21 protein-coding genes are annotated in these 23,682 nt (G+C 60.5%); 11 read left to right on the top strand and 10 right to left on the bottom strand.

Annotation, left to right across the window (positions count from 1 at the left end):
• Nucleotides 1-229: 229 nt before the first annotated feature.
• On the bottom strand, nucleotides 230-652 hold the full coding sequence (gene mce, locus JAO77_RS22625; RefSeq protein ID WP_198992819.1) for a methylmalonyl-CoA epimerase: 423 nt from the start codon (nucleotides 650-652) through the stop codon (nucleotides 230-232).
• A 183-nt stretch (nucleotides 653-835) separates the two neighbouring features.
• Here mce and JAO77_RS22620 point away from each other — a divergent pair, with 183 nt between their 5' ends.
• The 3 genes from JAO77_RS22620 to JAO77_RS22610 all read left to right on the top strand — a co-directional run bounded on the left by JAO77_RS22620 (nucleotide 836) and on the right by JAO77_RS22610 (nucleotide 3,086).
• Complete coding sequence (locus JAO77_RS22620) at nucleotides 836-2,050, top strand: IscS subfamily cysteine desulfurase (RefSeq protein ID WP_198992818.1); 1,215 nt, start codon at nucleotides 836-838, stop codon at nucleotides 2,048-2,050.
• A gap of 102 nt (nucleotides 2,051-2,152) precedes the next feature.
• Complete coding sequence (gene iscU / locus JAO77_RS22615; protein ID WP_144845427.1) at nucleotides 2,153-2,569, top strand: Fe-S cluster assembly scaffold IscU; 417 nt, start codon at nucleotides 2,153-2,155, stop codon at nucleotides 2,567-2,569.
• A gap of 190 nt (nucleotides 2,570-2,759) precedes the next feature.
• A complete protein-coding gene (locus JAO77_RS22610) occupies nucleotides 2,760-3,086 on the top strand; it encodes a HesB/IscA family protein (RefSeq protein WP_198992817.1) in 327 nt (108 codons plus the stop codon).
• A gap of 139 nt (nucleotides 3,087-3,225) precedes the next feature.
• On the opposite strand, the gene JAO77_RS22605 is transcribed toward JAO77_RS22610, so the two are convergent.
• On the bottom strand, nucleotides 3,226-6,453 hold the full coding sequence (locus tag JAO77_RS22605; RefSeq protein WP_198992816.1) for a T9SS type A sorting domain-containing protein: 3,228 nt from the start codon (nucleotides 6,451-6,453) through the stop codon (nucleotides 3,226-3,228).
• Nucleotides 6,454-6,832: 379 nt separating this feature from the next.
• A complete protein-coding gene (gene murI / locus JAO77_RS22600) occupies nucleotides 6,833-7,663 on the bottom strand; it encodes a glutamate racemase (protein WP_198992815.1) in 831 nt (276 codons plus the stop codon).
• Between the two features lie 120 nt (nucleotides 7,664-7,783).
• Here murI and JAO77_RS22595 point away from each other — a divergent pair, with 120 nt between their 5' ends.
• The gene (locus JAO77_RS22595) at nucleotides 7,784-8,017 is read left to right on the top strand and encodes a hypothetical protein (protein WP_198992814.1); all 234 of its coding nucleotides are present in this window, start codon (nucleotides 7,784-7,786) and stop codon (nucleotides 8,015-8,017) included.
• A gap of 42 nt (nucleotides 8,018-8,059) precedes the next feature.
• On the opposite strand, the gene JAO77_RS22590 is transcribed toward JAO77_RS22595, so the two are convergent.
• Nucleotides 8,060-8,599 (bottom strand): GNAT family N-acetyltransferase, encoded by a 540-nt coding sequence (locus JAO77_RS22590; RefSeq protein WP_198992813.1) that lies wholly within the window; start codon nucleotides 8,597-8,599, stop codon nucleotides 8,060-8,062.
• Nucleotides 8,600-8,608: 9 nt separating this feature from the next.
• A complete protein-coding gene (locus JAO77_RS22585) occupies nucleotides 8,609-9,289 on the bottom strand; it encodes an arylesterase (protein ID WP_198992812.1) in 681 nt (226 codons plus the stop codon).
• A 238-nt stretch (nucleotides 9,290-9,527) separates the two neighbouring features.
• Between JAO77_RS22585 and JAO77_RS22580 the strand changes: the two genes are divergently transcribed.
• The 4 genes from JAO77_RS22580 (at nucleotide 9,528) to JAO77_RS22565 (ending at nucleotide 14,152) form a co-directional block, all read left to right on the top strand.
• Nucleotides 9,528-10,223 (top strand): ABC transporter ATP-binding protein, encoded by a 696-nt coding sequence (locus JAO77_RS22580; protein ID WP_198992811.1) that lies wholly within the window; start codon nucleotides 9,528-9,530, stop codon nucleotides 10,221-10,223.
• A 242-nt stretch (nucleotides 10,224-10,465) separates the two neighbouring features.
• A complete protein-coding gene (locus JAO77_RS22575; protein WP_235998571.1) occupies nucleotides 10,466-13,000 on the top strand; it encodes an ABC transporter permease in 2,535 nt (844 codons plus the stop codon).
• A gap of 173 nt (nucleotides 13,001-13,173) precedes the next feature.
• Nucleotides 13,174-13,695: an HPP family protein gene (locus tag JAO77_RS22570; protein WP_198992810.1), complete on the top strand. Its 522-nt coding sequence runs from the start codon at nucleotides 13,174-13,176 to the stop codon at nucleotides 13,693-13,695.
• Between the two features lie 10 nt (nucleotides 13,696-13,705).
• Entirely contained in the window at nucleotides 13,706-14,152 is a 447-nt protein-coding gene (locus JAO77_RS22565) for a DUF1622 domain-containing protein (RefSeq protein WP_198992809.1), read from the top strand.
• A gap of 2 nt (nucleotides 14,153-14,154) precedes the next feature.
• Here the strand turns inward: JAO77_RS22565 and kdsB are convergent, their stop codons facing one another.
• A complete protein-coding gene (kdsB, locus tag JAO77_RS22560) occupies nucleotides 14,155-14,913 on the bottom strand; it encodes a 3-deoxy-manno-octulosonate cytidylyltransferase (RefSeq protein ID WP_198992808.1) in 759 nt (252 codons plus the stop codon).
• A 216-nt stretch (nucleotides 14,914-15,129) separates the two neighbouring features.
• On the opposite strand from kdsB, the gene JAO77_RS22555 reads away from it, so the two are divergent.
• Both JAO77_RS22555 and JAO77_RS22550 read left to right on the top strand, forming a co-directional pair.
• Complete coding sequence (locus JAO77_RS22555; RefSeq protein WP_198992807.1) at nucleotides 15,130-16,053, top strand: LysM peptidoglycan-binding domain-containing protein; 924 nt, start codon at nucleotides 15,130-15,132, stop codon at nucleotides 16,051-16,053.
• A gap of 127 nt (nucleotides 16,054-16,180) precedes the next feature.
• A complete protein-coding gene (locus tag JAO77_RS22550; RefSeq protein WP_198992806.1) occupies nucleotides 16,181-16,939 on the top strand; it encodes a TIGR02757 family protein in 759 nt (252 codons plus the stop codon).
• 71 nt (nucleotides 16,940-17,010) lie between these two features.
• Here the strand turns inward: JAO77_RS22550 and JAO77_RS22545 are convergent, their stop codons facing one another.
• The 4 genes from JAO77_RS22545 to JAO77_RS22530 all read right to left on the bottom strand — a co-directional run bounded on the left by JAO77_RS22545 (nucleotide 17,011) and on the right by JAO77_RS22530 (nucleotide 20,597).
• The gene (locus tag JAO77_RS22545) at nucleotides 17,011-18,270 is read right to left on the bottom strand and encodes an arsenic transporter (protein ID WP_198992805.1); all 1,260 of its coding nucleotides are present in this window, start codon (nucleotides 18,268-18,270) and stop codon (nucleotides 17,011-17,013) included.
• A 152-nt stretch (nucleotides 18,271-18,422) separates the two neighbouring features.
• Nucleotides 18,423-18,902 (bottom strand): MFS transporter, encoded by a 480-nt coding sequence (locus JAO77_RS22540; protein WP_198992804.1) that lies wholly within the window; start codon nucleotides 18,900-18,902, stop codon nucleotides 18,423-18,425.
• 3 nt (nucleotides 18,903-18,905) lie between these two features.
• On the bottom strand, nucleotides 18,906-19,757 hold the full coding sequence (locus JAO77_RS22535) for an MFS transporter (protein ID WP_198992803.1): 852 nt from the start codon (nucleotides 19,755-19,757) through the stop codon (nucleotides 18,906-18,908).
• A gap of 150 nt (nucleotides 19,758-19,907) precedes the next feature.
• Nucleotides 19,908-20,597 (bottom strand): hypothetical protein, encoded by a 690-nt coding sequence (locus JAO77_RS22530; protein WP_198992802.1) that lies wholly within the window; start codon nucleotides 20,595-20,597, stop codon nucleotides 19,908-19,910.
• Between the two features lie 566 nt (nucleotides 20,598-21,163).
• Here JAO77_RS22530 and JAO77_RS22525 point away from each other — a divergent pair.
• Entirely contained in the window at nucleotides 21,164-23,602 is a 2,439-nt protein-coding gene (locus JAO77_RS22525) for an endonuclease MutS2 (RefSeq protein ID WP_198992801.1), read from the top strand.
• Nucleotides 23,603-23,682: the final 80 nt, after the last annotated feature.

Below are 23,682 nucleotides of genomic sequence, written 5' to 3'. Positions count from 1 at the left end.
GTACAAGGCCGGGGCTGGTGGCAACCCCGCGCCGTTCACTGTGCAGCTACAAATATTGCGCCGCCCCCTGTCCTCTCACCTCATTAAACCCGACATGCTGCGCTGCGCCTCGCTTATAAGCAGCGCGGCCCTCTCTAGGTCCCAGTAACGCTGCTACACGCCTGCATGAAGGCCGGCGAAGCCGCCCTACATCCGAATAGTCAGCCCGCCGCCGGCGGGCGTCTCCGTTTCATCCGACTAATCCGTTCGAATCTGCGGTCTGGCAAAGCTCGACCAGCACGCCGCCCGCGCTTTTGGGGTGCACAAAGCACACAAGCTTGTTGTCGGCGCCGCGCTTAGGTTGTTCATTGAGCAGCGTAAAGCCCTCGGCGCGCAGCCGAGCCGTTTCGGCCACAATATCATCGACCTCAAACGCGACGTGGTGAATACCCTCGGGCTTCTTCTCCAAGAATTTGGTAATGGCACTATCAGGGCTAGTGCCCGCCAGTAGCTCAATTTTGGAGCCGCCAACTTGAAAGAATACCGTGTCTACTGCCTCGCTGGCCACGTGCTCGGTTTTATAAGGAGCTTGGCCTAGCAAGCGAGTGTAGAGGTCGGTAGCGGCGGCGAGGTCGCGCACGGCCAGGCCTAGGTGTTCAAGATTGGTGAGCATAGCGAGCAAGCGAGTAAAACACGAATGTAGGCCGACGCCCGGCGGGGTAGCGGCAAGCCCGACTGCAGTTGAGTATTATTCAGCTATTTTTGTGAGCTAAAAAAACTGTTTAGGCCAAAATTCTGTTTCAGAAGCAGCCTACACCTAACTTTAGCTTTTACTCGATAAATCCAGCCCAGCGCCATGCTTAAGCTACCTATCTATCTGGACAACAACGCCACCACACCGCTCGACCCGCGCGTGCTGGAGGCCATGATGCCCTACCTCACCGACGTGTTTGGTAACGCGGCTTCGCGTAACCACCCCTTCGGCTGGGCCGCCGAAGAAGGCGTTGACTACGCCCGCACGCAAATCAGCCAGCTCATCAACTGCGACCCCAAGGAGATTATCTTCACCAGCGGGGCTACCGAAGGTGATAACCTAGGTATCAAAGGCGTGTTTGAAATGTATAGCCAGCGCGGCAACCATATCATTACCGCCACCACCGAGCACAAAGCAGTGCTCGATACCTGTAAGCACATCGAGAAGCTCGGCGGCAAGGTGACCTACCTGCCCGTAAACGAGCAAGGCCTCATCAGCCTCGATGAGCTAGAAGCCGCTATGACCCCCCAGACCATTCTGGTGACCATCATGTACGGCAACAACGAAACCGGCACTGTGCAGCCCATCCGTGAAATTGCCGCCATCGCCCACAAGCACGGCGCGCTGTTCATGACCGATGGTACCCAAGCTGCTGGCAAAATCCCGGTGGACGTGCAAGCCGACGGCATCGACCTGATGGCCTTCACCGCCCACAAAATGTACGGTCCTAAGGGTGTAGGTGCACTGTATGTGCGCCGCAAAAACCCCCGCGTAAAAGTTACCGCCCAGATGGACGGCGGCGGCCACGAGCGCGGCATGCGCTCGGGTACGCTCAACGTACCCGGTATCGTAGGCTTCGGCAAGGCGTGCGAGTTGGCTCGCCTCGAAATGGCCGCTGATGCTGAGCGCTTGAGCAAGCTGCGCGACAAGCTCGAAGCTGAATTGCTAACCCTAGAGGAAAGCTACGTGAATGGCTCGCGCGAGCACCGCTTGCCCCACGTTACGAACATCAGCTTTAAGTATGTAGAAGGCGAAGGCCTGATGATGGGCGTGAAGGACCTGGCTGTATCGTCGGGCTCGGCTTGCACCTCGGCCTCGCTTGAGCCTAGCTACGTGCTCAAGGCCCTAGGCCTCAGCGACGACCTAGCTCACAGCAGCCTGCGCTTCGGCCTAAGCCGCTTCACCACCGACGAGCAAATCGACTACGCCATCAACCACGTAAAAGAAGCCGTTACTAAGCTTCGCGAGATGTCGCCGCTGTGGGAGATGCACAAAGAAGGCGTTGACCTCAGCACCATCGAGTGGGCCGAGCACTAGGTCTCTAGTTAGAAACTAGGTAGTTGACAATGGCTACTGACCCCATCGGCAACTACTCCATTTCTAATTCATGATTTTTAATTTTTAAAATTTCAACATACCATGGCTTACTCCGATAAAGTAATCGACCATTACAGCAACCCGCGCAACGTGGGCACGCTGGACAAAAGCAAGAAGACGGTAGGCACCGGCCTGGTTGGTGCCCCCGAGTGCGGCGACGTGATGCGCCTGCAAATTGAAGTGGATGAGACTACTAACACCATCACCGATGCCAAGTTCAAGACCTTCGGCTGCGGCTCGGCCATTGCGTCGTCGTCGCTGGCTACCGAGTGGCTGAAAGGCAAAACGGTTGACGAGGCCTTGGCTATCGACAACATGGAGATTGTGGAAGAGCTGGCCCTGCCGCCCGTTAAAATCCACTGCTCGGTACTAGCCGAAGACGCTATCAAGATGGCCATCAACGACTACCGCGTAAAGAATGGCCTACCGGCTCTTGAACTAGAGAAGTCGCACCACTAGGTTGCCAATAGCGCCATGCGCTAGGTTACCCTGAATAGTAGTAAGCTCTCATAGTCACCCTGACTATGAGAGCTTACTTTTTTCATTTATTTAGAATCCTTCTTAGCAGTATCTTTGTTATACAAGCGTCGCCCGCTATAGGTAATGCGTTCGGCGACTATTCTTCTACGCACACCTGCCAACTAGCTATATGATAACCGTTTCGGATAAAGCCAAAGATAAAATTGAGCATCTGATGGAGGATTCACAGCTCGATGCCAGCTACCGCCTGCGTGCTTCGGTGGCCGGTGGCGGCTGCTCGGGCCTGAGCTACAAGCTGGATTTTGACAACGAGACCCGCCCCATGGACCAGGAGTTTGAGGATAAAGGTGTGCGGGTAGTAGTTGACATGAAGAGCTTCCTGTACTTGGCCGGCACTGAGCTAGACTTCTCGGATGGCTTAAATGGTAAGGGCTTTCAGTTCCATAACCCCAATGCCTCGCGCTCGTGCGGCTGTGGCGAAAGCTTTTCCGTATAGACTGCAGATTCAAACGGATTTTAGGATTTAACGGATACGCTTGCTACACAGGCTGACTAACTGATATTGAAGAAGAAAGGCTGCCTATAGGGCAGCCTTTCTTTTTTTGGGTAGAGAGCTCCTAGGTGCTCATTTGTGGCTACTGCTTGGTAAAGCGTAGCGTGTGAGGCTGGCCGCCGAGCGATAGGCGTAATAAATAGGTGCCGGCGGGTAGGGCTTGCACACTTACTTTGCCTGAGGCAGGTAGGGTGCTGGTTTGTAGCACGCGGCCGGTCAAGTCAGTGACCTGGATTTGCTCACCTGCGCTATTCGCTATTGTTAGGTAGTCGTAAGTAGGATTGGGATAGAAGGCTAAGGTGGTGGCAGAGGCAGCTAGTAGTGAAATCGGCGAGAAGAACTCTCTTCCGTCTACATCAACTTGGTGTAAGCGGTAGTAGAGCGGGGCAGCAGGAGCATTTACGTCGAGGTTGGTGTAAGTATGAGCTTGGCTGGTAGTGCCTTGGGCCGCTACCTTATCAATAGTTGCAAAAGTGCGGCCGTCGAGGCTGCGCTGGACTTCAAAGTACGCGCTACGTTGCTCAGAAGCAGTAGCCCAGGTTAGCTGCACGGCGCCGCCGGCTTGGCGCACGGTGCCAAAGCTGATTAGCGTTACGGGTAGCGGATTGGCAGTGGCATCGGCGCTGGTGCTGGCTAGTGCGAAATCAGAGAAGCTGGTAAACGTGCCCGATGTGAGCGTGCCACTGGCGGCTGTGCCAGTGGTAGCGCTGCGACCAATATTGCTCCACGGCTGCGTGGCATCGGGGCGCTTGGCAAGCACTAGCGAAGTGGCTGCTAGGTCAGTCACGCCATCGGTTGGGCCGATAGGCATCGTGAGCGTTCCTGCGAAATTAGTCGGCTGCGCCACGGTAGAGCCGCTGAAAGGCGTAATGGTAAGCCAGCGCGCGGCGCTAACGCGAGTGAGGTCGCTGCCCGCCACATTCTGGCCGGGGTCGCCCTCAAACTGCTCGACGCGGTAAGTAGTGGTACCGGACTGGGTGTTGATGTTAAGCGTGATAGGGCGATAAGCGTTGCCTTTGCCTACTGGGAAAGTATAGGAAGTATACATGTTCGCCCCATTGGCTACGCTGGGGATGGACCGGGCTACCGGGCCATTGACGAAGCTGCTGCCAGAGCCCCCAGCGACGGTGGCGGTCGGCAGCATGGTTAGTATGTTAGACGTAGTAGTAAGCCGACCATTGCTGAGTACTAGCCCATTGCTTAGCGTGAGAGGTGTTTGCAGCGTAACGCCCGCGGCATTGTTGATTTCCAGCTGCGCATCGGACCCTAGGTACGACGTAGCGCTGGCAGGGTCGCCAAGCGGAGTGCCTGCCAGCACCTGGGGCGCGGTGCCCTGCAGCACCAGCCGGCGGCCAGTGGCGGTTGCAGAGGCCGGTTTAAGTTGAAAATTGCCCGCGTTTACCAGGTTGCCCTTCAGTACCGTAGTGCCATTGATAGTGACCGAAAAGGTAACGCCGCTTTCAATAGTTAAGGTGCCATTAATAGTGAGCGTAGAACTGCCGCTCGTGCCATAAGAACTGACGCCGCCCCGCTGAAAAATCAGGTTGCCGTAAGTGCGCCCCGAGCCGCTGATAGTGGTGCTGGAGCCCGGAATGCGGTAAAAGAAATTGCCGGTTTCGGTACCGGCCGCGCCAGATAGATTTTCTACTAGTACGCCACTGCTGCGCGCCGTACGGTGGTAAAAGCTGCCACCATTCAGCAAAAAGACGGTGGGGTTACTGCCGGCGGGGTCGAAAACATCGCCGGCGGCCGCGCCCGACAGATTAACAAAGGCGCCTTTGTTAGTGATATAAAGGGCCGTATCGCCGGTAACTGTGCGCGACAAAGTAAGCGCTAGTGCGCTGTTGGCGCTGGTAGAAATGGTATTGGTCGGTGGGATGACGCACAAGATAGAGTCGCCCGCCGCGGGCCGGATGCGTAGCGAGCTAACCGTAACGGGCGAGGGTGCCACGGTGGCGCTGTTGCCCAGCGCTACCGTGTACTTGCCTGCCACGTAGCGGTGGTCGAGTACCACATCGTCGGTGCTGGCGGGTACCGAGCCATTTTCCCAGTTGGCGGCATCGAACCAGGAGGCGGTGCCTGCCGCACCCGTCCAGCGCTTGGCGGCCAGCGGCGCTACAACCACGCCACTGACGGTTAGGCTGGTCGTGACTGCGCCGTTGGTGTGCGCGATGGTGCCACTGGCCGACCCTAGAGGCGCCCCGCTGGCCAGCCGCACGTAGATGGTAGTGGCAGCCAAGGTAGAACTGCCGCCTAGGGCAATGCTGGCCGAGGAGCCGTAGTTGCGGCCATCCAGCGATACTTCAAAGTTGGCGTTAGATACACTGATGGTAAGTGCGCTGCCATCCAGCGAACTGCCGCTGACCTGGTACGTTTGGGCCGCCGAAGCAGCGCCAGCCGCCGCGGCAAAGCCCGGCAACGAGGTCGGATTGACCACCACCGTGGGCACGGTGACGGTGTAGGGTGCGGTCGATGTGGCCGTGCCGCCCGAAGTACTGACGCTGACGGCCCCGCTGGTGGCGCCGCTTGGTACGGTGGCCGTAAGCGTCGTGGCATTGGTGACGGCGACGTTGGTAGCGGCCACGCCATTGAAGGCCACGCTGGTGCTAGCGGTGAAGTAGGCGCCCGAAATAGTGACACTGGTGCCCACAGGCCCCGAGGTAGGCGTGAAGCTGCTAATAGTGGGCGCGTTAGTAGCAGTGGCAGACCCGGTGATTTTAACGTCGTCGATGCTGAAGGTGCCACTTGCGGCCTCTGCGTTGAAGCCATAGAAGCGGAACGTAACGGCACCACTCACATTGGTATAGCCCGGACCACCTAGGGTAATGGTGCTGCCGCCCTGCGCGGTAGTAGCGACATCGGCCACTTGAAATACGTTGCTCGCCACTACACTTAGGTTAGCGTTGGCGGGTGCAATGGAAGCGGGCAGATTAGCGGCGTAGCCGTCGGCGCTTGAGCGCACCACGTACTGCCGCACACCAGAACTCGTGCGCTGCAGTGTGAAGGTGATGCTGCTCAGGGAAAAGGTAAAGCCTGCCTGCGGTGTCAGCGTAATGGCATAGTACTCACCCTGGCTACTGCTGCCCGTAAAGGTGTCACTGCCATCAGTGGCACCTAGGGGCCAGCTAGTGAAGCTGAAGCGGCTGCCCGCGTTGGGCTGGGCCGGTGTCCCGACTGCCGAGAAAGCTCCAAACGTAACTCCGGTGGCAGTAGGCACGGGAGTAGGGTCGGAAGTGCCCGTACCCGAGCTGCCCGAAACAACGCTGGTGAATGGGTAGGTGCCCGTAAAATTCTGGCCATGGCTTACCAACGGCAGAATGAATAGCAGCGCATGGAATATATGAGTAAGCCTAATTTGTCTTATTAATGTATTTATCGGATACATCAGGTATAATAGAAGTGGTGCAATAGTAGTAGAGTAAAACAGCTAAGAAGTTGAAAGAGTATCTGCTACCTAAGTGGTAGCAATCAAAGCTACTATAAATTTTGAGTGTATAAGTAATGATTCAAATAGTTGATAACCAATCTTAAAATTATTCTTTGTTTTCTTATATAGAGGAAATCGATTCAATTGTACAAAAGATATAAGAAAGTATGCCGGTGAGCAGGTTTCCTAGCTGATTGTGCACAAAAAAGCCGCCTTAGGTACTACCTAGGGCGGCTTACGAAAGACCACGTAAAGCACCTGCCTACTCCCAGAGCGGATAGTGTTCGAGCTGCACTTCCTGGCCAAAGAAAATGCGCGTACTTTCCTCAAACGAGCGCGTGAAATCGCTCACGTAGAAGTGGTGTGCGGGCGCAGTATCGGCCGGGGCGGCGAGCAGCTGGCGGGCCGCCAGAGCTTCGGCCACGGTGGCGGCTACCACATCGGAGGGGTCGAGCACGGCCACGCGGCCTTGGTAGTGGGCCTCCATCTGGGGTTTGATGAGCGGGAAGTGGGTGCAGGCCAGCAGCAGCGCATCAATGCCGTGCAGGGTGGGATGGTCGAGGTAGGCGCGGATGATTTCCTCCGACACGCGGCCCGCAAAAAAGCCTTCCTCAATCATGGGCACGAGCAGCGGAGTGGCCAGGGCGTGGAGGTCTACGCCTAGGTCGAGCTGGTCGATTTTCTTGCGGTAAATGTTGGAGCCCACCGTTTGCTTGGTGCCGATGAGGCCCACCGGCCGGCCGGCGTAGTGCTGGCCCACGTGCTGCACTACGGGGTCTATCATGCCCACTACCTGGGCTTTAGAGCCCACGTACTCGCGCACTAGCTCGTAGGCGGCGGCACTGGCCGAGTTGCAGGCAATGAGGATGAGCTTGCAATGCTGGCGCAGCAGCACGTCGCAGATTTTGATGGAGTAGGCTTGGATAGCAGCGGTGCTTTTCTCGCCGTAGGGCAAGTGGGCCGTGTCGCCGAAGTACACCAGCCGCTCGTGGGGCAGGCGCTGGGCCACGGCCCGGGCCACAGTGAGCCCCCCAATGCCGGAGTCAAAAATACCGATGGGCCGGGCCGCGCCGGCAGTAGCAGCAGTAGTCATAAGTAAGGGCAAAGGTCGGGGAGGGGAAGGGCTTGGGGCGAGCGGTGCAAAGCCGATAGTTGGAATATTGCGGAGCTTTGTTTAGCTTTAAGGCGCTTCCCACCTTAGGCTCATGTGATTATGAGTATGGTTTTGCGCGAGATAGACCAGGCCCTGGCGGGCTACGCGACCCAGCACCGGGCCCGCCCCGTAGCTGTGTACCTAGGCGAGCGCAAGCTCACGCAGCTTATACTCGACATTGCGCTGCTGGGCGAACTGCCCGCGCTGAGCACCGCAGAGGGCCGCCCGCTGGCTTACCGCAACCTCGATTTACTGCGCGACGAAGTAAACGTAGATGGCGTGCGGGTTATCTAAATCACGGGTGCGGTGGATTTCTCAGTTGCGGTAGTCGTTTTTTCAGCTACTAGGTCGCTCAGCCGCCCACCGCTCCAGTAGCACCACCGCGATGCCTTTGTAGCTCACCCGGTCGATTTCCCGGTAGCCAACCTTCGCCGCCAGGCGCAGCGAAGCCGCATTGCCTATATCGATGAGGCAAACTGTGCGAGCCTGGGGCAACTGTGCGTCGCCCCAGGCCAGGGCCGCTTGCGCCGCTTCCAGGGCGTAGCCCTGGCCGTGCGTGTGAGGCGCCAGCACCCAGCCCACTTCGGGAAAGCCCTTGAGGGAAGGCGTAATGTCGCGCTGCCACTCGCCAAAGCCCACGGCTCCAATATACTGACCCGTAGCCTTTTCTTCTACGGCCCAGAAGCCGTAGCCACACAGGTGCCACACCCCCATATGGCGAAGCAGCTTGGTCCACACCTCTTCTTCGGGCAGCGGGTGGCCAGCGAGGTACTGGTAGAACTGCGGCTCCTGAAACATGGCTACTGCGGGGGCCAAGTCGCTGGGGTAGTGGCCGCGCAGCCGCAGCCGCGCGGTTTCGATTACCGGGATTTCCATGCCGCTATACTACAGCAGCGGCTGCACAGTGCGCCACACGGTGCGGGCTACTAGGCGGTGGCCTTCGGGGGTAGGGTGGATGCCATCGGCCTGGTTGAGTTTAGCAATGCCGCCCACGTTTTCGAGCAGGAACGGAATGAGTGTGAGCTTGTTCTTAGTGGCAATATCGGCGTAGAGCTGCTTGAACTCGGCGGCGTAGGCGGGCCCCATGTTGGGCGGAATCTGCATGCCGGCCAACACGATTTTGGTTTGCGGCGACGTTTGACGCACCGTGTCGATGATGGCTTGCAGGTTTTTGCGCGTGTCGGCCAGGGGGAGGCCGCGCAGGCCGTCGTTGCCGCCCAGCTCTAGCACAAATACGTGCACGGGCTGGCGGCTCAGCACCCAGTGCAGGCGCGAGCGGCCGCCGGCGGTGGTTTCGCCGCTGAGGCCCGCATTTACCACGGTGTAGGGCAGGTGCAGCGAGTCGACTTTGTTGCCGATAAGGGCAGGGTAAGCCTCGTCGGGGTCCACGCCCAAGCCAGCCGTGATACTGTCGCCAAAAAACAGGATGGTTTGCTGCGACTTCGCGGCCGGGGCTTTGGTGGCCGCGGCAGTGGCGGGCGCAGCCGCAGTAGTGGCGGGGGTGTCGGAGTGGCAGCCAGCGGCCAGCAGGGCCAGCAGCAAGGCGCTTCCAGGCAGGTACTTCATAAGAGAAAAAAGCAAAAACGAGCGAAAGTATAGGCCGCTGTTGTGCGTCCTACGTAGCTTATAACCTCTGGGGAGACGATTTTCTTCCCGAAATATCTTTTCCTCGCGCACAATGCAAAGGCAGTCATGCAGCGCGTAGTGAAGCATCTCGCTCGCTTCGTTGTTTACTCATTGAGTACTGCACCACGCGAGATGCTTCGCTACGCTCTGCATGACGAGCGTGTTTCCATTTAAGTAGATGACCAGCCTCCAAGTCGAAAACCTCACCAAGACCTATACCAGCGCTGGCCGCCAGCTCACGGTGCTGCACGAAGTCAGCTTTAGCCTGCAGCCGGCCGATACGTTTGCCATTGTGGGGCCGTCGGGCAGCGGCAAAACGACGCTCCTAGGCCTGTGCGCTGGCCTCGACCGGGCTAGTAGCGGCAGCGTTACGCTGCAAGGCATTAAGCTAGATGCGCTGAGCGAAGACCAGCGGGCGGCGGTGCGCAACCAGCACGTGGGCTTCATTTTTCAGAATTTTCAGCTGCTGCCCACCCTCACGGCTCTTGAAAACGTGCAGGTACCTCTGGAGCTGCGCGGCGAGCGCAACGTGGCCCGTGTAGCGCAGGGCCTGCTCGAGCGGGTGGGCCTGGGCGAGCGTGGGCACCACTACCCGGCCCAGCTCTCGGGCGGCGAGCAGCAGCGTGTGAGCCTGGCCCGCGCCTTTGCTAACCGTCCGGCCATTCTCTTTGCCGACGAGCCTACTGGCAACCTTGACCCCGACACGGCCGAAACCGTGCAGGGGCTGCTATTCGACTTAAATAAGGAAGCCGGTACCACGCTTGTGCTCGTGACCCACGACCTGGAGCTAGCCGCCAAAACTCAGCGTGTGATGCGCATGAAAGGCGGCAAAGTGATAGAGGAAACTGCGGGCAAATCCAGTGTCAGCCTATAGCCGTGCGGCTGGCGCGCGGTTATGTGGCTGGTTGTGCAGCTGGCGCGAGTTTAGCGAAGCGTAACTCGTGCCGATGATGACGTGGAGTTTTCAACTCCACTGCTGCGAATGCGGCAAGCGGCGTTAGGCTAGCAATAAATATTTCCAACAATAGTGCCGCTGGTGCGGCAGTGGAGGCATAGCTTCCACGTCATCATCGGCACGAGTTACGCTTCGCTAAACTCGCGCCAGTAAAAAGTGATATGGATTTCAAGTGGTTAATAACGATGGCGTGGCGCGACTCGCGCCGTAGCCGCTCGCGGCTGGCGCTGTTTATGTCGAGCATTGTGCTGGGTATTGCGGCGCTGGTGGGCATCAATTCGTTTGGTGATAACCTGGCGCGCAGCATCGGCGAGCAGGCGCGCGAGCTCCTAGGTGCCGATTTGGTGCTTTCGTCGAGCCAGCCCTTTGATGCCAAGCTGGTGCCGACCCTGGCCACGCTGGGCCGCACGCGCAGCGAGGAGGCTTCGTTTGCGTCGTTGGTGTCGTTTCCGCGCACCCAGGGCGTGCGGCTGGCGCAGGTGCGGGCTCTAGGGCCCGGGTTTCCTTACTACGGCGAGTGGGAGACGCAGCCGGCCGCGGCCGCCGCGCAGTTCAAGTCCGGCCAAAGCGCCGGGGCGCTCGTGGATGACGTGCTGCTGGCGCAGTTCAACGCCCGCGTGGGCGACTCCGTGAAGGTGGGTACGCTGACCTTGCCCATCGTGGGCCGGGTGCTGAGTACACCGGGCCAGACGGGCTTTAGCTCGGCAGTGGCACCCAAGGTGTTTATCCCCAAAAGCTTGCTGGCACGCACCAACCTCATTAAGCCCGGCAGCCGCGTGCAATACCGCACCTACTATCAGTTTGCGCCCGGCACCGACGTGGCCGCCACCATCAAGCCGCTAGAAAGCAAGCTCGAAGCCAGCAACATCGACTCCGACACTGTGGCCAGCCGCCAGCAGCAAACTGGCCGCGCCTTCCGTGACCTTACGCGCTTCCTGAGTCTCGTGGCCTTCGTGGCGCTGCTGCTGGGCTGCGTGGGCGTGGCTAGCGCCGTGAACCTCTACGTGCAGGAAAAGCTGGCCTCGGTGGCGGTGTTGCGCTGCCTGGGCGCCAGCGGCCGGCAGGCGCTGCTCATTTACCTCATTCAAACGTCGGGGTTAGGGCTGCTGGGGGCCATCATTGGGGCGGCCCTAGGTGCCGTGGTGCAGCTAGTACTGCCCAAGGTGCTAGGCAGCTTTTTGCCGGTAGCCGTGAGTGTGGCGGTGTCGCCGGGCGCTGTGGCCATCGGGCTCGTGACGGGGCTGGCCATGGCGGTGCTATTTGCGCTGCTGCCGCTGCTAGGCATCCGGCGGGTATCGCCGCTGCGCGTGCTGCGCGCCTCGTTTGATGAGGATACCGCAGCCCCCGACCCGCTGCGCGGGCTGGTGCTAGGCATCGTGCTCATTTTTATTGTGGCCTTCGCTTATGCCCAAACCCGCGAGTGGAAGCAGGCGCTTGGGTTTGCGGCGGGGCTACTAGTGGCCCTAGGGGCGCTGGCAGGGCTGGGGCTAGGGCTGCGCTATTTGCTGCGGCGCTACTTCCCGGTGGGCTGGAGCTACGTGGCGCGGCAGGGACTGGCCAATTTATTTCGGCCCCAAAACCAAACCGTTACGCTCATTATCTCGCTGGGGCTGGGTACGTTTTTGCTGGCTACTCTTTTCCTTACCCAAAGTCTGTTGCTGAGCCGGGTGCAGTTGTCGGCTAGCGGGCAGCAACCCAATCTGGTGCTGTTTGACATCCAGACCGAGCAGCAAAAGGGCGTCGAGCAGCTGCTGCTCAAGGAAGGCATTCCTGTCATGCAGCGCGTGCCCATCGTGACCATGCGGTTGGCCTCCATCAACCGCCGCACGGTGGGCGAGCTGCGCAAAGACACCGCTAATGGCATCCCGCGCTTTGCCCTCACGCGAGAATACCGCGTCACGTACCGCGATACGCTCAGCGCCAGCGAGAAGCTGACGGCTGGCACGCCACCTAGGCCCGCGGTGGCCGGTGGCCTGCCCCGCGTGTCGGTCGATGGCGATTACTTCAAGCGCGTCAAGCTGAAGCTCGGCGACACGCTGACTTTCAACGTGCAGGGTGCGCCGCTCAGCGCCGTGGTGGGCGGCACCCGCGAGGTCGATTGGGCGCGGGTACAAACCAATTTCTTAGTCGTCTTCCCAACTGGCGTGCTCGAACCCGCGCCGCAATTCCACGTCATTCTGACGCGGGTAAAGGACAACCAACAGCTCGCCGCCGCCCAGCGGGCGTTGGTGCGCGACTTCCCCAACGTGTCGGCCATCGACCTAGGGCTGGTGCTGCAAACCGTGGATGAGATTTTGAGCAAAATCTCGTTTGTCATTCGCTTTATGGCGGGCTTCAGCATCCTCACCGGGCTGCTGGTGCTAGCCAGCTCGGTGCTCATCAGCCGCTATCAGCGCACCCGCGAAAGCGTACTATTGCGCACCCTAGGCGCCAGCCGCAGCCAGATTTTGCGCATCACGGTGCTCGAATACGCCTTGTTGGGCACCTTGGCCGCACTGGCGGGCATGCTGCTAGCAGCGCTGGCCGCGTGGGCACTGGCGTTCTGGGTCTTCGAAACACCCTTCGTTAGCAGTAGCCTCCTGTGGCTGCCGGCCCTGGTGGCACTGGTAGCGGGCCTTACGGCGCTCATTGGTGGCCTCAATAGCCGTTCGGTGCTCAGCCAGCCGCCGCTGGCGGTGCTGCGAGCTGAGGGTTAAGTTGTTGATAGCAAGTGATTCTTAACCGGGCGAGCATGGGAACACAAGTTTCCGCGCTCGCCCTTTTTACTATCAGCTTCACAGTTGCGGCTCGGGGTAGCGTAAGCCGGGAAAATCTACCTAGGTAGCTAGTTAGCCGTATGGGAGCTGTGAACTCGCCCGTGCTAGTTTTTATGCCCCCTCCACCTGCTACCACCGCGGCCACGCCGGCCGCCCCATTAGGTCGCCCCCGCCTGGCTTGGCGCCGCGAAATCTTACTGGCGCTATTGCCCACCGTCACGGTGCTGGGGCTTCTGTGGCTGCTCAAGCTGCTGAGCAACCAACAGCTGCTCTTCGCGTCGCTGGCGTCGAGCTGCTTTTTGATTTACCTCGACCCCGGCCACCCAGCCAATAGTGCTCGCACGCTGGTCATCAGCCAGCTGTCGGGGGCGATGCTGGGTTTTGGTTTCCACACCTGGCTGGGGCCGGGCTACCCAGGGGCGGCGCTGGCGCTGGTGGGCGTCATAGCCGTCATGATACTAACCAATACTATGCACCCGCCCGCCGTGGCTACGGCCTTGAACTTTGCCTTTCGGGCCGGCACCGGCGAGGGCAATTTGCTGCTGTTTGGGCTGGCCGTAGGGCTGGTGCTCGTGCTGCTGGCCGTGCAGCGCGGGTCGGCGTATTTGGTCCGGCGCTTTACGCCCGTTAGTTGAGGAGCACTCTATGAAAGCTTTTAGTACAGCCTTCGTCCAGGCCGAAAACCTGCGCCTGCCAGCGCCTAGCACCGCCTTTGCCCGCACCGAAGATGCCGTGGTGGCCGCCGTGCAGTGGCTCAAGCTGGGCGTCGAGTTGGTGGGCGCTACCATCATCGCCCTAGGTATCATCACGGCGGGCGCACTACTGGTAAAGGCCTTGTTAAACCGGCGCACGGCCGACTTCACGGCCATTCGCCTCACGCTAGCGCGCTATCTGGCGCTGGCCCTGGAGTTTCAGCTCGGAGCTGATATTCTGTCCACGGCCATTGCGCCAAGCTGGGAGCAGATTGGCAAGCTCGGGGCCATTGCTATTATCCGCACCGCGCTCAACTTCTTCCTTTCCAAAGAAATGCAGGAAGAACGCCGGCAAAGCGGCGATGAGGAAGAAGTAGTGGGGCGAGGTGCGAAAGAGTAGACCTAGGCGCCCACACCCAGTCGGAGCAGAGCACGGCGCACATCCTCGGGCGTGTCAATGCCAAAAGCGTCCAGCTCAGTCACGGCGGTTTGAATCACGAAGCCGTTTTCGAGCCAGCGCAATTGTTCTAAGCTCTCGGCCACTTCGAGGGGCGAGGGCGGCAGTTGCGTAAGCTGGCGCAGCACGTCGGGACGGTAGGCATAGAGGCCTAGGTGGCGGTGGTAGGGGTGGTGCAGCAGCCACTCGCCCTCGGGCTGCTGGCGCTGGTAGGGCAGGGAGTGGCGGCTGAAGTACAGCGCCCGCCCGCGTCGGTCGGTCACGACCTTGGGCAGGTGGGGGCTGAACAGCTCTTCGTCGGTGATGACGGGCTTAATGAGCGTGGCAATGTCGGGCGGCGTGTGCTGGTCGAACAGCGTGACGAGCGCCTGAATCTGGGCGGGGTGAATGAAAGGCTCGTCGCCCTGGATGTTGACGATGCAGCTCACTTCAGTGGGGCTGCCTAGGTGCTCATAGGCCTCCCACACGCGGTCGGTACCGCTGGGGTGGTCGGGCCGCGTGAGCACGGCCTCGCCGCCAAACTCCTGCACATGGCGTAGGATGCGCTCGTCGTCGGTGGCCACCACCACGCGGGCCAGGCCGGCCTGGTGCGCCTGGCCCACCACGCGCTGAATCATGGTTTGGCCCCCTAGGTCAACCAGGGGCTTGCCAGGCAGGCGGGTAGATGCGTAGCGGGCCGGAATGATGCCAATAGCCAGGGACATGCGATAGAAAGAAAGAGGGTAGGAGAAGAATGCAAACAATTAAGGGCGCAATGCAGCGTTTAAAATTCAAGCCCAACGGTTGCTTTCGGCGTCGAAACTACGGCTGCCCAGCCGTTAGCTATTTACTTTGCCAGTTGCTGGCACCCAGCCAGGGCCCGTTTCAGACGGGGGTCGCTCTTATTCACCTCGCTTCCGCGCATGAGTCTGTTTGCTTCTTTGTTGATTATTAGTTCGCTGCATGGCCCATTGGCGCCCGCAGGCCACCCGGCGCCCTCCGATTCGATAGGGCAAGAATTTCGGGGTGGCCAGCGCTTTGTGCGCCACCGCGTGGCGCAGGGCGAAACCTTATTTGCGCTGTCCCGCCGCTACCACGTTAGCGTCGACCAGATTACCGGGGCTAACCCTCAGCTCAAGAATGGCCTTGCTATTGGCGAGGTAGTGCTCGTGCCGCGCCCCGGTGGCGGCGCCAAAGCCACCGCCGCCGCACCCGCCAAAGCGGCCGCGACTCCTGCTACGGCGGCCGCGCCCAGCAGCGCCCCCGCCCGCTACACTGTGGCCAAGGGCGAAACGCTATTCGGCATTGCCCGCCGCTACAACCTCTCGCCCGCTGAGCTGATGCAGCTCAACCACCTGCCCGCTGGCGGCTCGGTGCGCGTGGGCCAAGAGCTGCTGCTGCGCGCCGCCGAAGCCGGCGCTGCCCCAGTGGCTGCTACCCCGGCTCCTGCCCGCACCCCGGCCGATACGCCTGCCCCGGCTCCCGCCCCGCGCGTAAACCCCAACGCCCCGGCCCAGATTGCAACCATCACCACGGCCAAGGAGCCCGAGGCCGAAGCCCCCGAAACCCGCACTCCCACCCGCGCCAGCGAGGTAGTGACCCGCGTGACGGAAAGTGGCATGGCTGCGGCCATCGCCAACAGCGGCACCGACAAGTACCTGGCCCTACACAAAACAGCGCCCGTGGGCACCATCATGCAGGTCAAAAACCAGATGAACGGCCAGTCGGTATACGTGCGCGTCATTGGCCCGCTGCCTGACACCGGCGAAAACAATAACATGCTGGTGCGCCTCTCGCCCCGCGCCGTGCAAAAGCTCGGCACCGCCGACTCGAAGTTTCGGGTCGAAACCAGCTACGTGCCCTAGGGACTTATTTCACGCTCTCTACTCGTTTGTCATTGCGAGCGAAGCGAAGCAATCGCACCAGAGCGAAGCCCGAGCGGCCCGTATGAGTGCGATTGCTTCGCTTCGCTCGCAATGACAAACGCATTTTATGGACGCTATCAAGCTACAAGAAGTACGCGCCCTGCTCAACGAGCGGACCGACCAGTACAACCAACCTAGTTTTATTGCCAAGGACCCCATCAGCATTCCACACCAGTTCAGCCAGCTGCAGGATGTGGAGATAAGCGCGCTCTTCGCCGCGCTGCTCGCCTGGGGACAGCGCCCCACCATCCTCAAGAAAACGGCCGAACTGATGCAGCGCATGGACAATGCGCCCTATCAGTTCGTTACCCAGCACCAAGATGAGGACCTGAAGCGGCTACTTAAGTTTTGCCACCGCACGTTCTGCGATACTGATTTGCTGTACTTTGTGCACTGGCTGCGCTGGTTTTACGAAAGCCACACCTCGCTGGAAGACGCCTTTTTGCACGGTGCTACCATGCGCGAGCGGCTAGCGAATTTTCACGACTTGTTCTTTAGCCTGCCCGATGCGCCGGCCCGCACCCGCAAGCACGTGGCCACACCCGCCCGCGGCTCGGCCTGCAAGCGCCTCAATATGTACTTGCGCTGGCTGGTGCGCCGCGACGACCGCGGCGTAGACTTCGGCTTGTGGCAGCGCATCTCGCCCGCCGAGCTCATCTGCCCCATTGATGTGCACGTCGAGCGTCAGGCCCGCCTCCTAGGTCTGCTCAAGCGCGAAAAGGTAGACTGGCAAGCCGCCGAAGAGCTCACTGCCAACTTGCGCCTGCTCGACCCGCTCGACCCGGTAAAGTACGACTTCGCGCTGTTTGGCGAGGGCGTGGGGTAAGCAAAACTGCAAGCTCCTTCATCGGCCGCAGAAACGCGCCTAGCTTACTGGCGAGGGCTAATAGGCGCTGGCTAATGTGGTAGCAGAAACAGCGACCCAATGGCCAGTAGCAGCGGCACGGTCATGACGAGGGCGCCGAGCTTTAGGAACTGCCAGGCGGTGACTTTGATATTTTCGCGCCGGAGGGCCGTCAGCCACAAGATGGTGGCCAGCGAGCCGGTTACGGACAAGTTGGGCCCTAGGTCAATGCCAATGAGCATGGCGCTCTTGATGGTTTCGGAGACGTGCGCGCTTTGCAGCACGTTGCCCACAATCAGGCCCGCGGGCAGGTTATTCATCACGTTGCAGAGCAGGGCCACGCCCACGCCGCTAGCCCACACCGTAGAGGTGGCCGCCTGCCCGGCGCCGTGCGTGAGCAGGGTGGTGAGGTAGTGCGTAAGGCCCGTTTTGCTGAGGGCCTCCACCAGCACAAACAGGCCCGCTACCAGCGGCAGCACCGCCCACGAAATGCCTTTCAGCAGCTCGGCCGGGCTTTTGCGGGCGCTCACCAGCACGATAAGAGCCGTGAGCCCCCCCGTGATGGCCGTGGGCAGGCCCAGGTCGAGGCCCCGCGCCGAGGCAAACAACAGCGCTCCCGCTGTGACCCCAATGCCCGCTAGGGCTACCTGGCCGCCGCGCCCGAGGGTGGGCAGCTCAACCTCTTTCTCAATCTGGCTGCCTAGGTCCTGTTTTTGGGTGAAGAGCAGCAAAAAGTATGTGGCCCCAATAGCCACCGCCGACGGCAGCAAATAGCGGGGCAGCCAGGTGAGCAGCGGCGGCATGTGCTTGCCGTAGATAACCAAGTTGGCTGGGTTAGAGATAGGCAGCACAAACGAAGCCGCGTTAGCGATGAAGGCGCAGATAAAGAGGTAGGGCAGCGGGTTCTTGACCTTGGCGGCGCGTACAGCGCTAGCCACGGCCGGGGTCAGCACCACCGCCGTGGCATCGTTGGATAGGAAGGTGGTGACCACTACCCCCACCAAGTAAATCAGCAAAAACAGCCGCTGGGCCGAGCCCTGCGATAGCCGGGTGGCGTGCGCAGCCAGCCAGTCAAAAAGCTTTTCCTCGCGGGCCGTTTCAGCCAGCAGCATCATGCCAATCAAGAATAGGTAAACATCTAGCCCCTTGGCCACGCCCGCCAGGCCCTCGGGCCACGTGAGCAGCCCGAGTACCAGCAGCAGCAGCGCCCCGCTCGCCGCCCACACAAACTCGGGCACGCGCCAAGGCCGGATGATGACCAGGGCAATGGACAGGGCTGAAATAATCCAGATTAAAAGCGTACTCGTGGCCATTGCGACGAAAGGGGGCGGTAAGGAAGAGAGTTTGCGTTGCGGTTAGCGTTTGGCCACCTACCTAGGTTGTTGGGGCACCCTAGACGCTAATGCTAGTCGCCACCACGCCGCGGGCCAGCACGGGCTAGATGGCCTGGGTTGCCAGTGGTGGCTTAGGCTGCTGCTACCTGTGGCTGGTCAGCTGCTTGGTCGCGGGTTTCGGGCATGAGCAGCAGGAAAACTACGAAGCCCACTGCCGCGATGCTGGCCAGCACGTAAAAAGTGAAGTTGTCGCCGTGGGTTTTGGCCAGGTAGCCGGCCACCGAATTGCTAAGAAAAGCGCCGATGCCCTGGGCCGTGGCAATAGCGCCCTGGGCGGCATTGAAGCGGCCGGTGCCCTTGGTGAGGTCGGCAATGATGAGCACGCCCACCACCCCAAAAATGCCTGCCCCCAGCCCGTCCATGCACTGCACCGCAATGAGCGCGGCCGGGTGGTGGCTGACCGTGTAGAGCACGCCCCGCGCCGCCAGAGCCGCAAACCCAAACAAAAACAGTGGCTTGCGCCCGAGCTTGCCGGCTAGCTTGCCGCTCACGGCCGCCACCACCATAAACACCAGCTGCGAGGCCAGCATGTAGCCCGACGTAAACAGCACTGCCTACTTGGCCCCCACGCCACGGGCCAGCAGCTGCGTCACGAGTGGCACCATGGCCGCATTGGCGAAATGAAAAATAACGGCTGCCACCAGAAATACTCGCACTGGTGGCTGCTTCAGCAGGTCGCCCAGGCACGCGAATACGTCTTTAATAGTGTGCCACACGCCGCCGGCGGGGGCGGGCGGCGGCGTGTGGCACTGCTCGCCTCCGGTGGCGGCGCTTTCTTCGCCGCCCCTGGCCGCGTTAAAATCGATGTCGTCGGCCTTGATGCGCAAGATGCTGATAATGGCACCTAGGCCCAGCAGCGCCACCAAAAAGAACATCCAGCGCAGGCTGAGGTAGTAGCCGATAGCCCCCAGCGCCAGCGCCGCAAACATGTTGCCGCCCGCGTTGAAGGCCTGGTTGGTACCCTGCACCTGGTCGAAGCGCTGGCGCCGCACCAGCCCTAGGGCAATGGCCGCCAGGCAGGGCGGAAAAATAGCCCCCGCAATGCCCACCAGCGCCTGCCCGCCCATCACCACGGGCCGTACCGTGAAAAAGGCAGTGCCCAGCATGCCCGTCATTATCAAGGCAATGCCCACGATGAGCAACGCCCGCTTCTGGCGCAGGTTGTCGGTGAGCGCGCCGGCCGGCGTTTGGGCTAGCACCTGGGCGATGTTGCCCGCCGCAAGCGCCGAGCCAATCTGGGCCGGCCCCCAGTGCACGCTGCTTTGCAGAAACAGCGCCATGTAAGGGCCCATGCCGTTTTGAACGTCGGCAATAAAGAAATTGACCGCCTTGAGCGCCCGCAGGCTGCCCTTTTTGGCGTCGTCGGGTGCGGCGGGCGGGGCCGAAGAGTCGTGAGAAGCAGCCATAGTGAAACGAGTTGGCATCGGTACGCCCACATGGGCGAAAGGTTGAGCTTACTTTTTTTGCTTAGGCACGCGCAAGCCAAGCCGCTAAGCCGCACCCTAGGGTAGGTGCGGCCAGTCGGCTTGGCTCGGGTGTAAGTGGGCGCCGCGCGGCTAGCGCAGCAAAAACGATTCGTCGCCCACTGTCAGTAGCTCAATCTTTAGCGGGGCTGGGGCTTCGGGGGCAGCCAGCACCTCGCCGGGGCGGAGTGTGCGCCGCTGGCCGCTGGCCACCACGGCGACGCCCACGGCTAGGCGGTCGGCTAGCTGCTCGCCTAGGTGGAGCGGCAGGCGCAGCTCAGTAGCATCGCCTGCCAGGCGCAGGGCCCGCAGGTGGCCCTTGGGGTCGAGCTCTAGCTCGGCCACCGGCCCGCTGATGGTGGTTGCCTCGGCTGCGCTGGGGGCGGCGGGCGGCGCAGGCGACAGGGGGCGGGCACTGGCCCCATCTGCATCGAGGCGGGTCAGGTGCAGGTGCTCATCGCCCTTGGGAGTGGTGGTAAGGAAGCCAAGCACGGCCACCTCGCGCCCCACTTCGGCTAGTTGCTGCAGCGCCTGGCCGAAGTGGGGCGGAAACTTGACGGTATGGACCTTGTCGGCTGTTTCGAGCTGAAAGCGGTCGAGTACGCCGTCGGGGTTGGCTGCAAACTTGCCCACCCGGCCGCTGTAGCGCTGCAAGGGCTGCAACTGTTTGTCTTCTTCCTTTTTAGGCTTGGTTTTTGGCTTGGCGGGGCCTTTCTCTTTGGAGCTGGTATCGGTTTGGGGCTGCGCGGCAGCGGCCGTGTTTTTCGATTTAGTAGCAGACATGGTATGGAGTAGCTAAGGCAAAAATGTATTGCGCCACAAAGCACTCGCACCTGGCTGAAGGTGGTCTGAAAACAAGATTAATTTTTCATCAGCTACATGGCGGCTACATGAATGAGGAATTCTAATTTTATGAAAATTAGATTCTTAAATACGATAAGGTGGGTGTTTGTCTCTGTATATGTGGCAGCATGTAAAGCGCAACTGCTGCGTGAAGGCCATATCCTTGAAGTCCTAGATAATGTGATTGTGAGCTAACAGCGCTGCGGTGTTGAAACCATGCTGTTTCGCATCCGAGGCTGCGGGTAGCGCGTACAGCCCATTATGCTCAAAAACTCCAAAGGCCCCGAACTACCCGCCTGGGTATTCTTGGCGCTGCGCCTAGGGTCGCTGGTAGTGGTAGCGGTAGTAGCGGTGCTCATTGCCCGCTGCAATCCCTAGGTCGCTTTTCTGCCGCAAAAACTTCTGCGCTACTTGCGCCGAAAACATAGGCGCCGCCGAATCTTCCCGCCCGCGCTAGTGTTTTACTTTTGCGGCTAGTTAGTTCGATTTCCCCGCTCGTATTCGATTTGTTAGTACCCCAGAATTTTGAAGCCAAAATTGGCTTTTCTACCCTCCGCGACCTGCTAGAGCAGCTTTGCCTGTCGGCCCTCGGGCGGCAGTACGTGGCCAAGATGCAGTTCACGACCCAGCACGAGCAGCTCAGCAAGCTGCTGGCTCAAACCGACGAGTTTGCCCAACTGCTGAACAGCGGTGCCGAGTTTCCGGGCGCACACTACCACGATGTGACGGTGCACCTTAAGCGCGCCTCGCTGCCGGGTGCCTACCTCGACGTAGCCGCGTTCTTCGAGATTAAGATGAGCCTGCGCACCATCCGCGAGGCGCTCACCTTCTTTACGCACGCCGCCGAAGGGCTATACCCTACGTTGCGCCTGCTGGGCATCGGTATTCAGGCCGACCGCAACCTGCTGGCGGCCATGGACCGCGTGGTCGATGACGAAGGCAAGGTGCGCGACGATGCCTCACCGCTGCTGCGCCAGATTCGGCAGGAGCTCATTCAGCGCCAAGGCCAACTGCGCAAGCAGATTGCCACCATTCTGCGCCACGCCAAAAGCGAGGGCTGGATACCCGGCGATGCTGAGCCCACCATCCGGGGCGGGCGCCTGGTGCTGCCGGTTATTGCCGAGCATAAGCGCCGCCTGCGTGGCCTCATCCACGACGAAAGCGCGTCGGGCCAGACCGTGTACATAGAGCCGTCGGAGGTGTTTGAGCTCAACAACGACATCAAGGACCTAGAAAACGCCTATCAGCGCGAGCTGATTCGTATTCTTACGGCCCTCACCGACCAGCTGCGCCCCCACCTGCCCGACCTGCGCAAGGCCTATAATTACCTAGGGCTGATTGACTTCATCCGGGCCAAGGCGCGCCTGGCCCGCGAGCTCGATGCCCAGCTGCCCGAGCTTAGCAGCCGCCCGCTGCTGCGCTGGCGCGGCGTGCGTCACCCCGTGCTGGCGCTCACCTTCCGCGACCAAAACAAGGCCGCCGGCCCCGACGCCGAGAAGCGCGAAGTGGTGCCGCTCGACATCGAGCTGACGCCCGAGCAGCGCATTCTCGTTATTTCGGGGCCCAACGCCGGTGGTAAGTCGGTGTCGTTAAAGACGGTGGGCCTGGTGCAGTACATGCTGCAATGCGGCCTGCTCATTCCGTGCGACGACTACTCTGAGGCCGGCATGTTCGAGGATATTCTTCTCGACATTGGCGATGAGCAAAGCCTCGAAAACGACCTCTCGACCTACTCGTCGCACTTGCTGGCCATGAAGCAATTCGTGACCGTGGCTAACAAGAAGAGCCTGGTCTTGATTGACGAATTTGGTACCGGTACCGAGCCCAGCCTGGGTGGCGCCATTGCCGAAGCCGTGCTGGAGCAGCTCAACCGCGAGCGGGCGTTTGGCGTGATTACGACCCACTACACCAACCTCAAGAACTTTGCAGAAAAGACGCCGGGCCTCGTGAACGGCGCCATGCGCTACGACCCCGACCGCCTGCAACCGCTGTATCGCCTTGAAATCGGCAAGCCGGGCTCGTCGTTTGCTATTGAGATTGCACGTAAGATTGGCCTACCTAGGCAGCTTGTGGAGCGCGCGTCGCAGCTAGTAGGTAAGGACAAAATTCGCTACGACCGCCTACTCGAAGGCCTCGAAAAGGATAAGACCGAGCTCGAAACCCGCCTGCGCGACGCCGAAAAGCAAACCACTCGCCTCAAGCGTTCGGCCCAGGAGTATCAGGAGTTGAAACAGCACCTAGAGGACACCAAGCTCGAAACGCTGCGCGAAGCCAAGCAACAAGCCAAGAAGCTGCTGAAGGACACCAACCAGCAAATCGAAGCCACTATCGGTGAGATTCGCCGCTCGCAGGCCGACAAGGAAACTACCAAGCAGGCCCGCGAGAAGCTCGAAACCTTCGTGCGCAAGGAACTGCAAATAGAGCCGCCCAAAGCCCGCCCCACCCGCGAGCTAGCCGATGCTAACACCCTAAACGCCGGCGACCGCGTGGCTATCTTGGGCCAAGACGGCCACGGCGAAGTGGTGAGCGTGAAAGGCAAAACGGCCGAGGTACTCTTCGGCGGCATGAAGACGCTGGTGAAAGTCAATCAGCTCGAAAAGCTGAGCCGCGCCGAGGTGCGCGAGCGCGAAGCCGCTGCCCGCAAAACCGCTGCAGCCAATCACAGCGGCCAAAGCCTCGACCTCACTGGCCGTATGGCGGGCTTCAACCCCACGCTCGACCTGCGCGGTGAGCGCGCCGAAGATGCCCTCACCAAGCTCATGGCCTATGTCGATGATGCCGTGATGTTTGGCGTGCCCGAAATGAAAATTCTGCACGGCCGCGGCAACGGTGTGCTGCGCCAAGTGGTGCGCGACTACCTCCGCCAGACCCGCGCCGTAGCCAGTGTAGGCGACGAGCACGCCGACCGAGGCGGCGATGGCGTGACCCTGGCCGTACTGAAGTAATTCAGTCTAAGGTTCTGCTGCCATTAAAAAGGGAAGTCCGACTAGTACTAGTCGGACTTCCCTTTTTAATGGCAGCAGAA

Origin of the sequence: Hymenobacter sp. BT559, assembly GCF_016427535.1 — a bacterium.
Lineage (GTDB): Bacteria > Bacteroidota > Bacteroidia > Cytophagales > Hymenobacteraceae > Hymenobacter.
The sequence above is the reverse complement of the archived record's forward strand: the minus strand, read 5'-3'. Positions and strand labels throughout refer to the sequence as shown.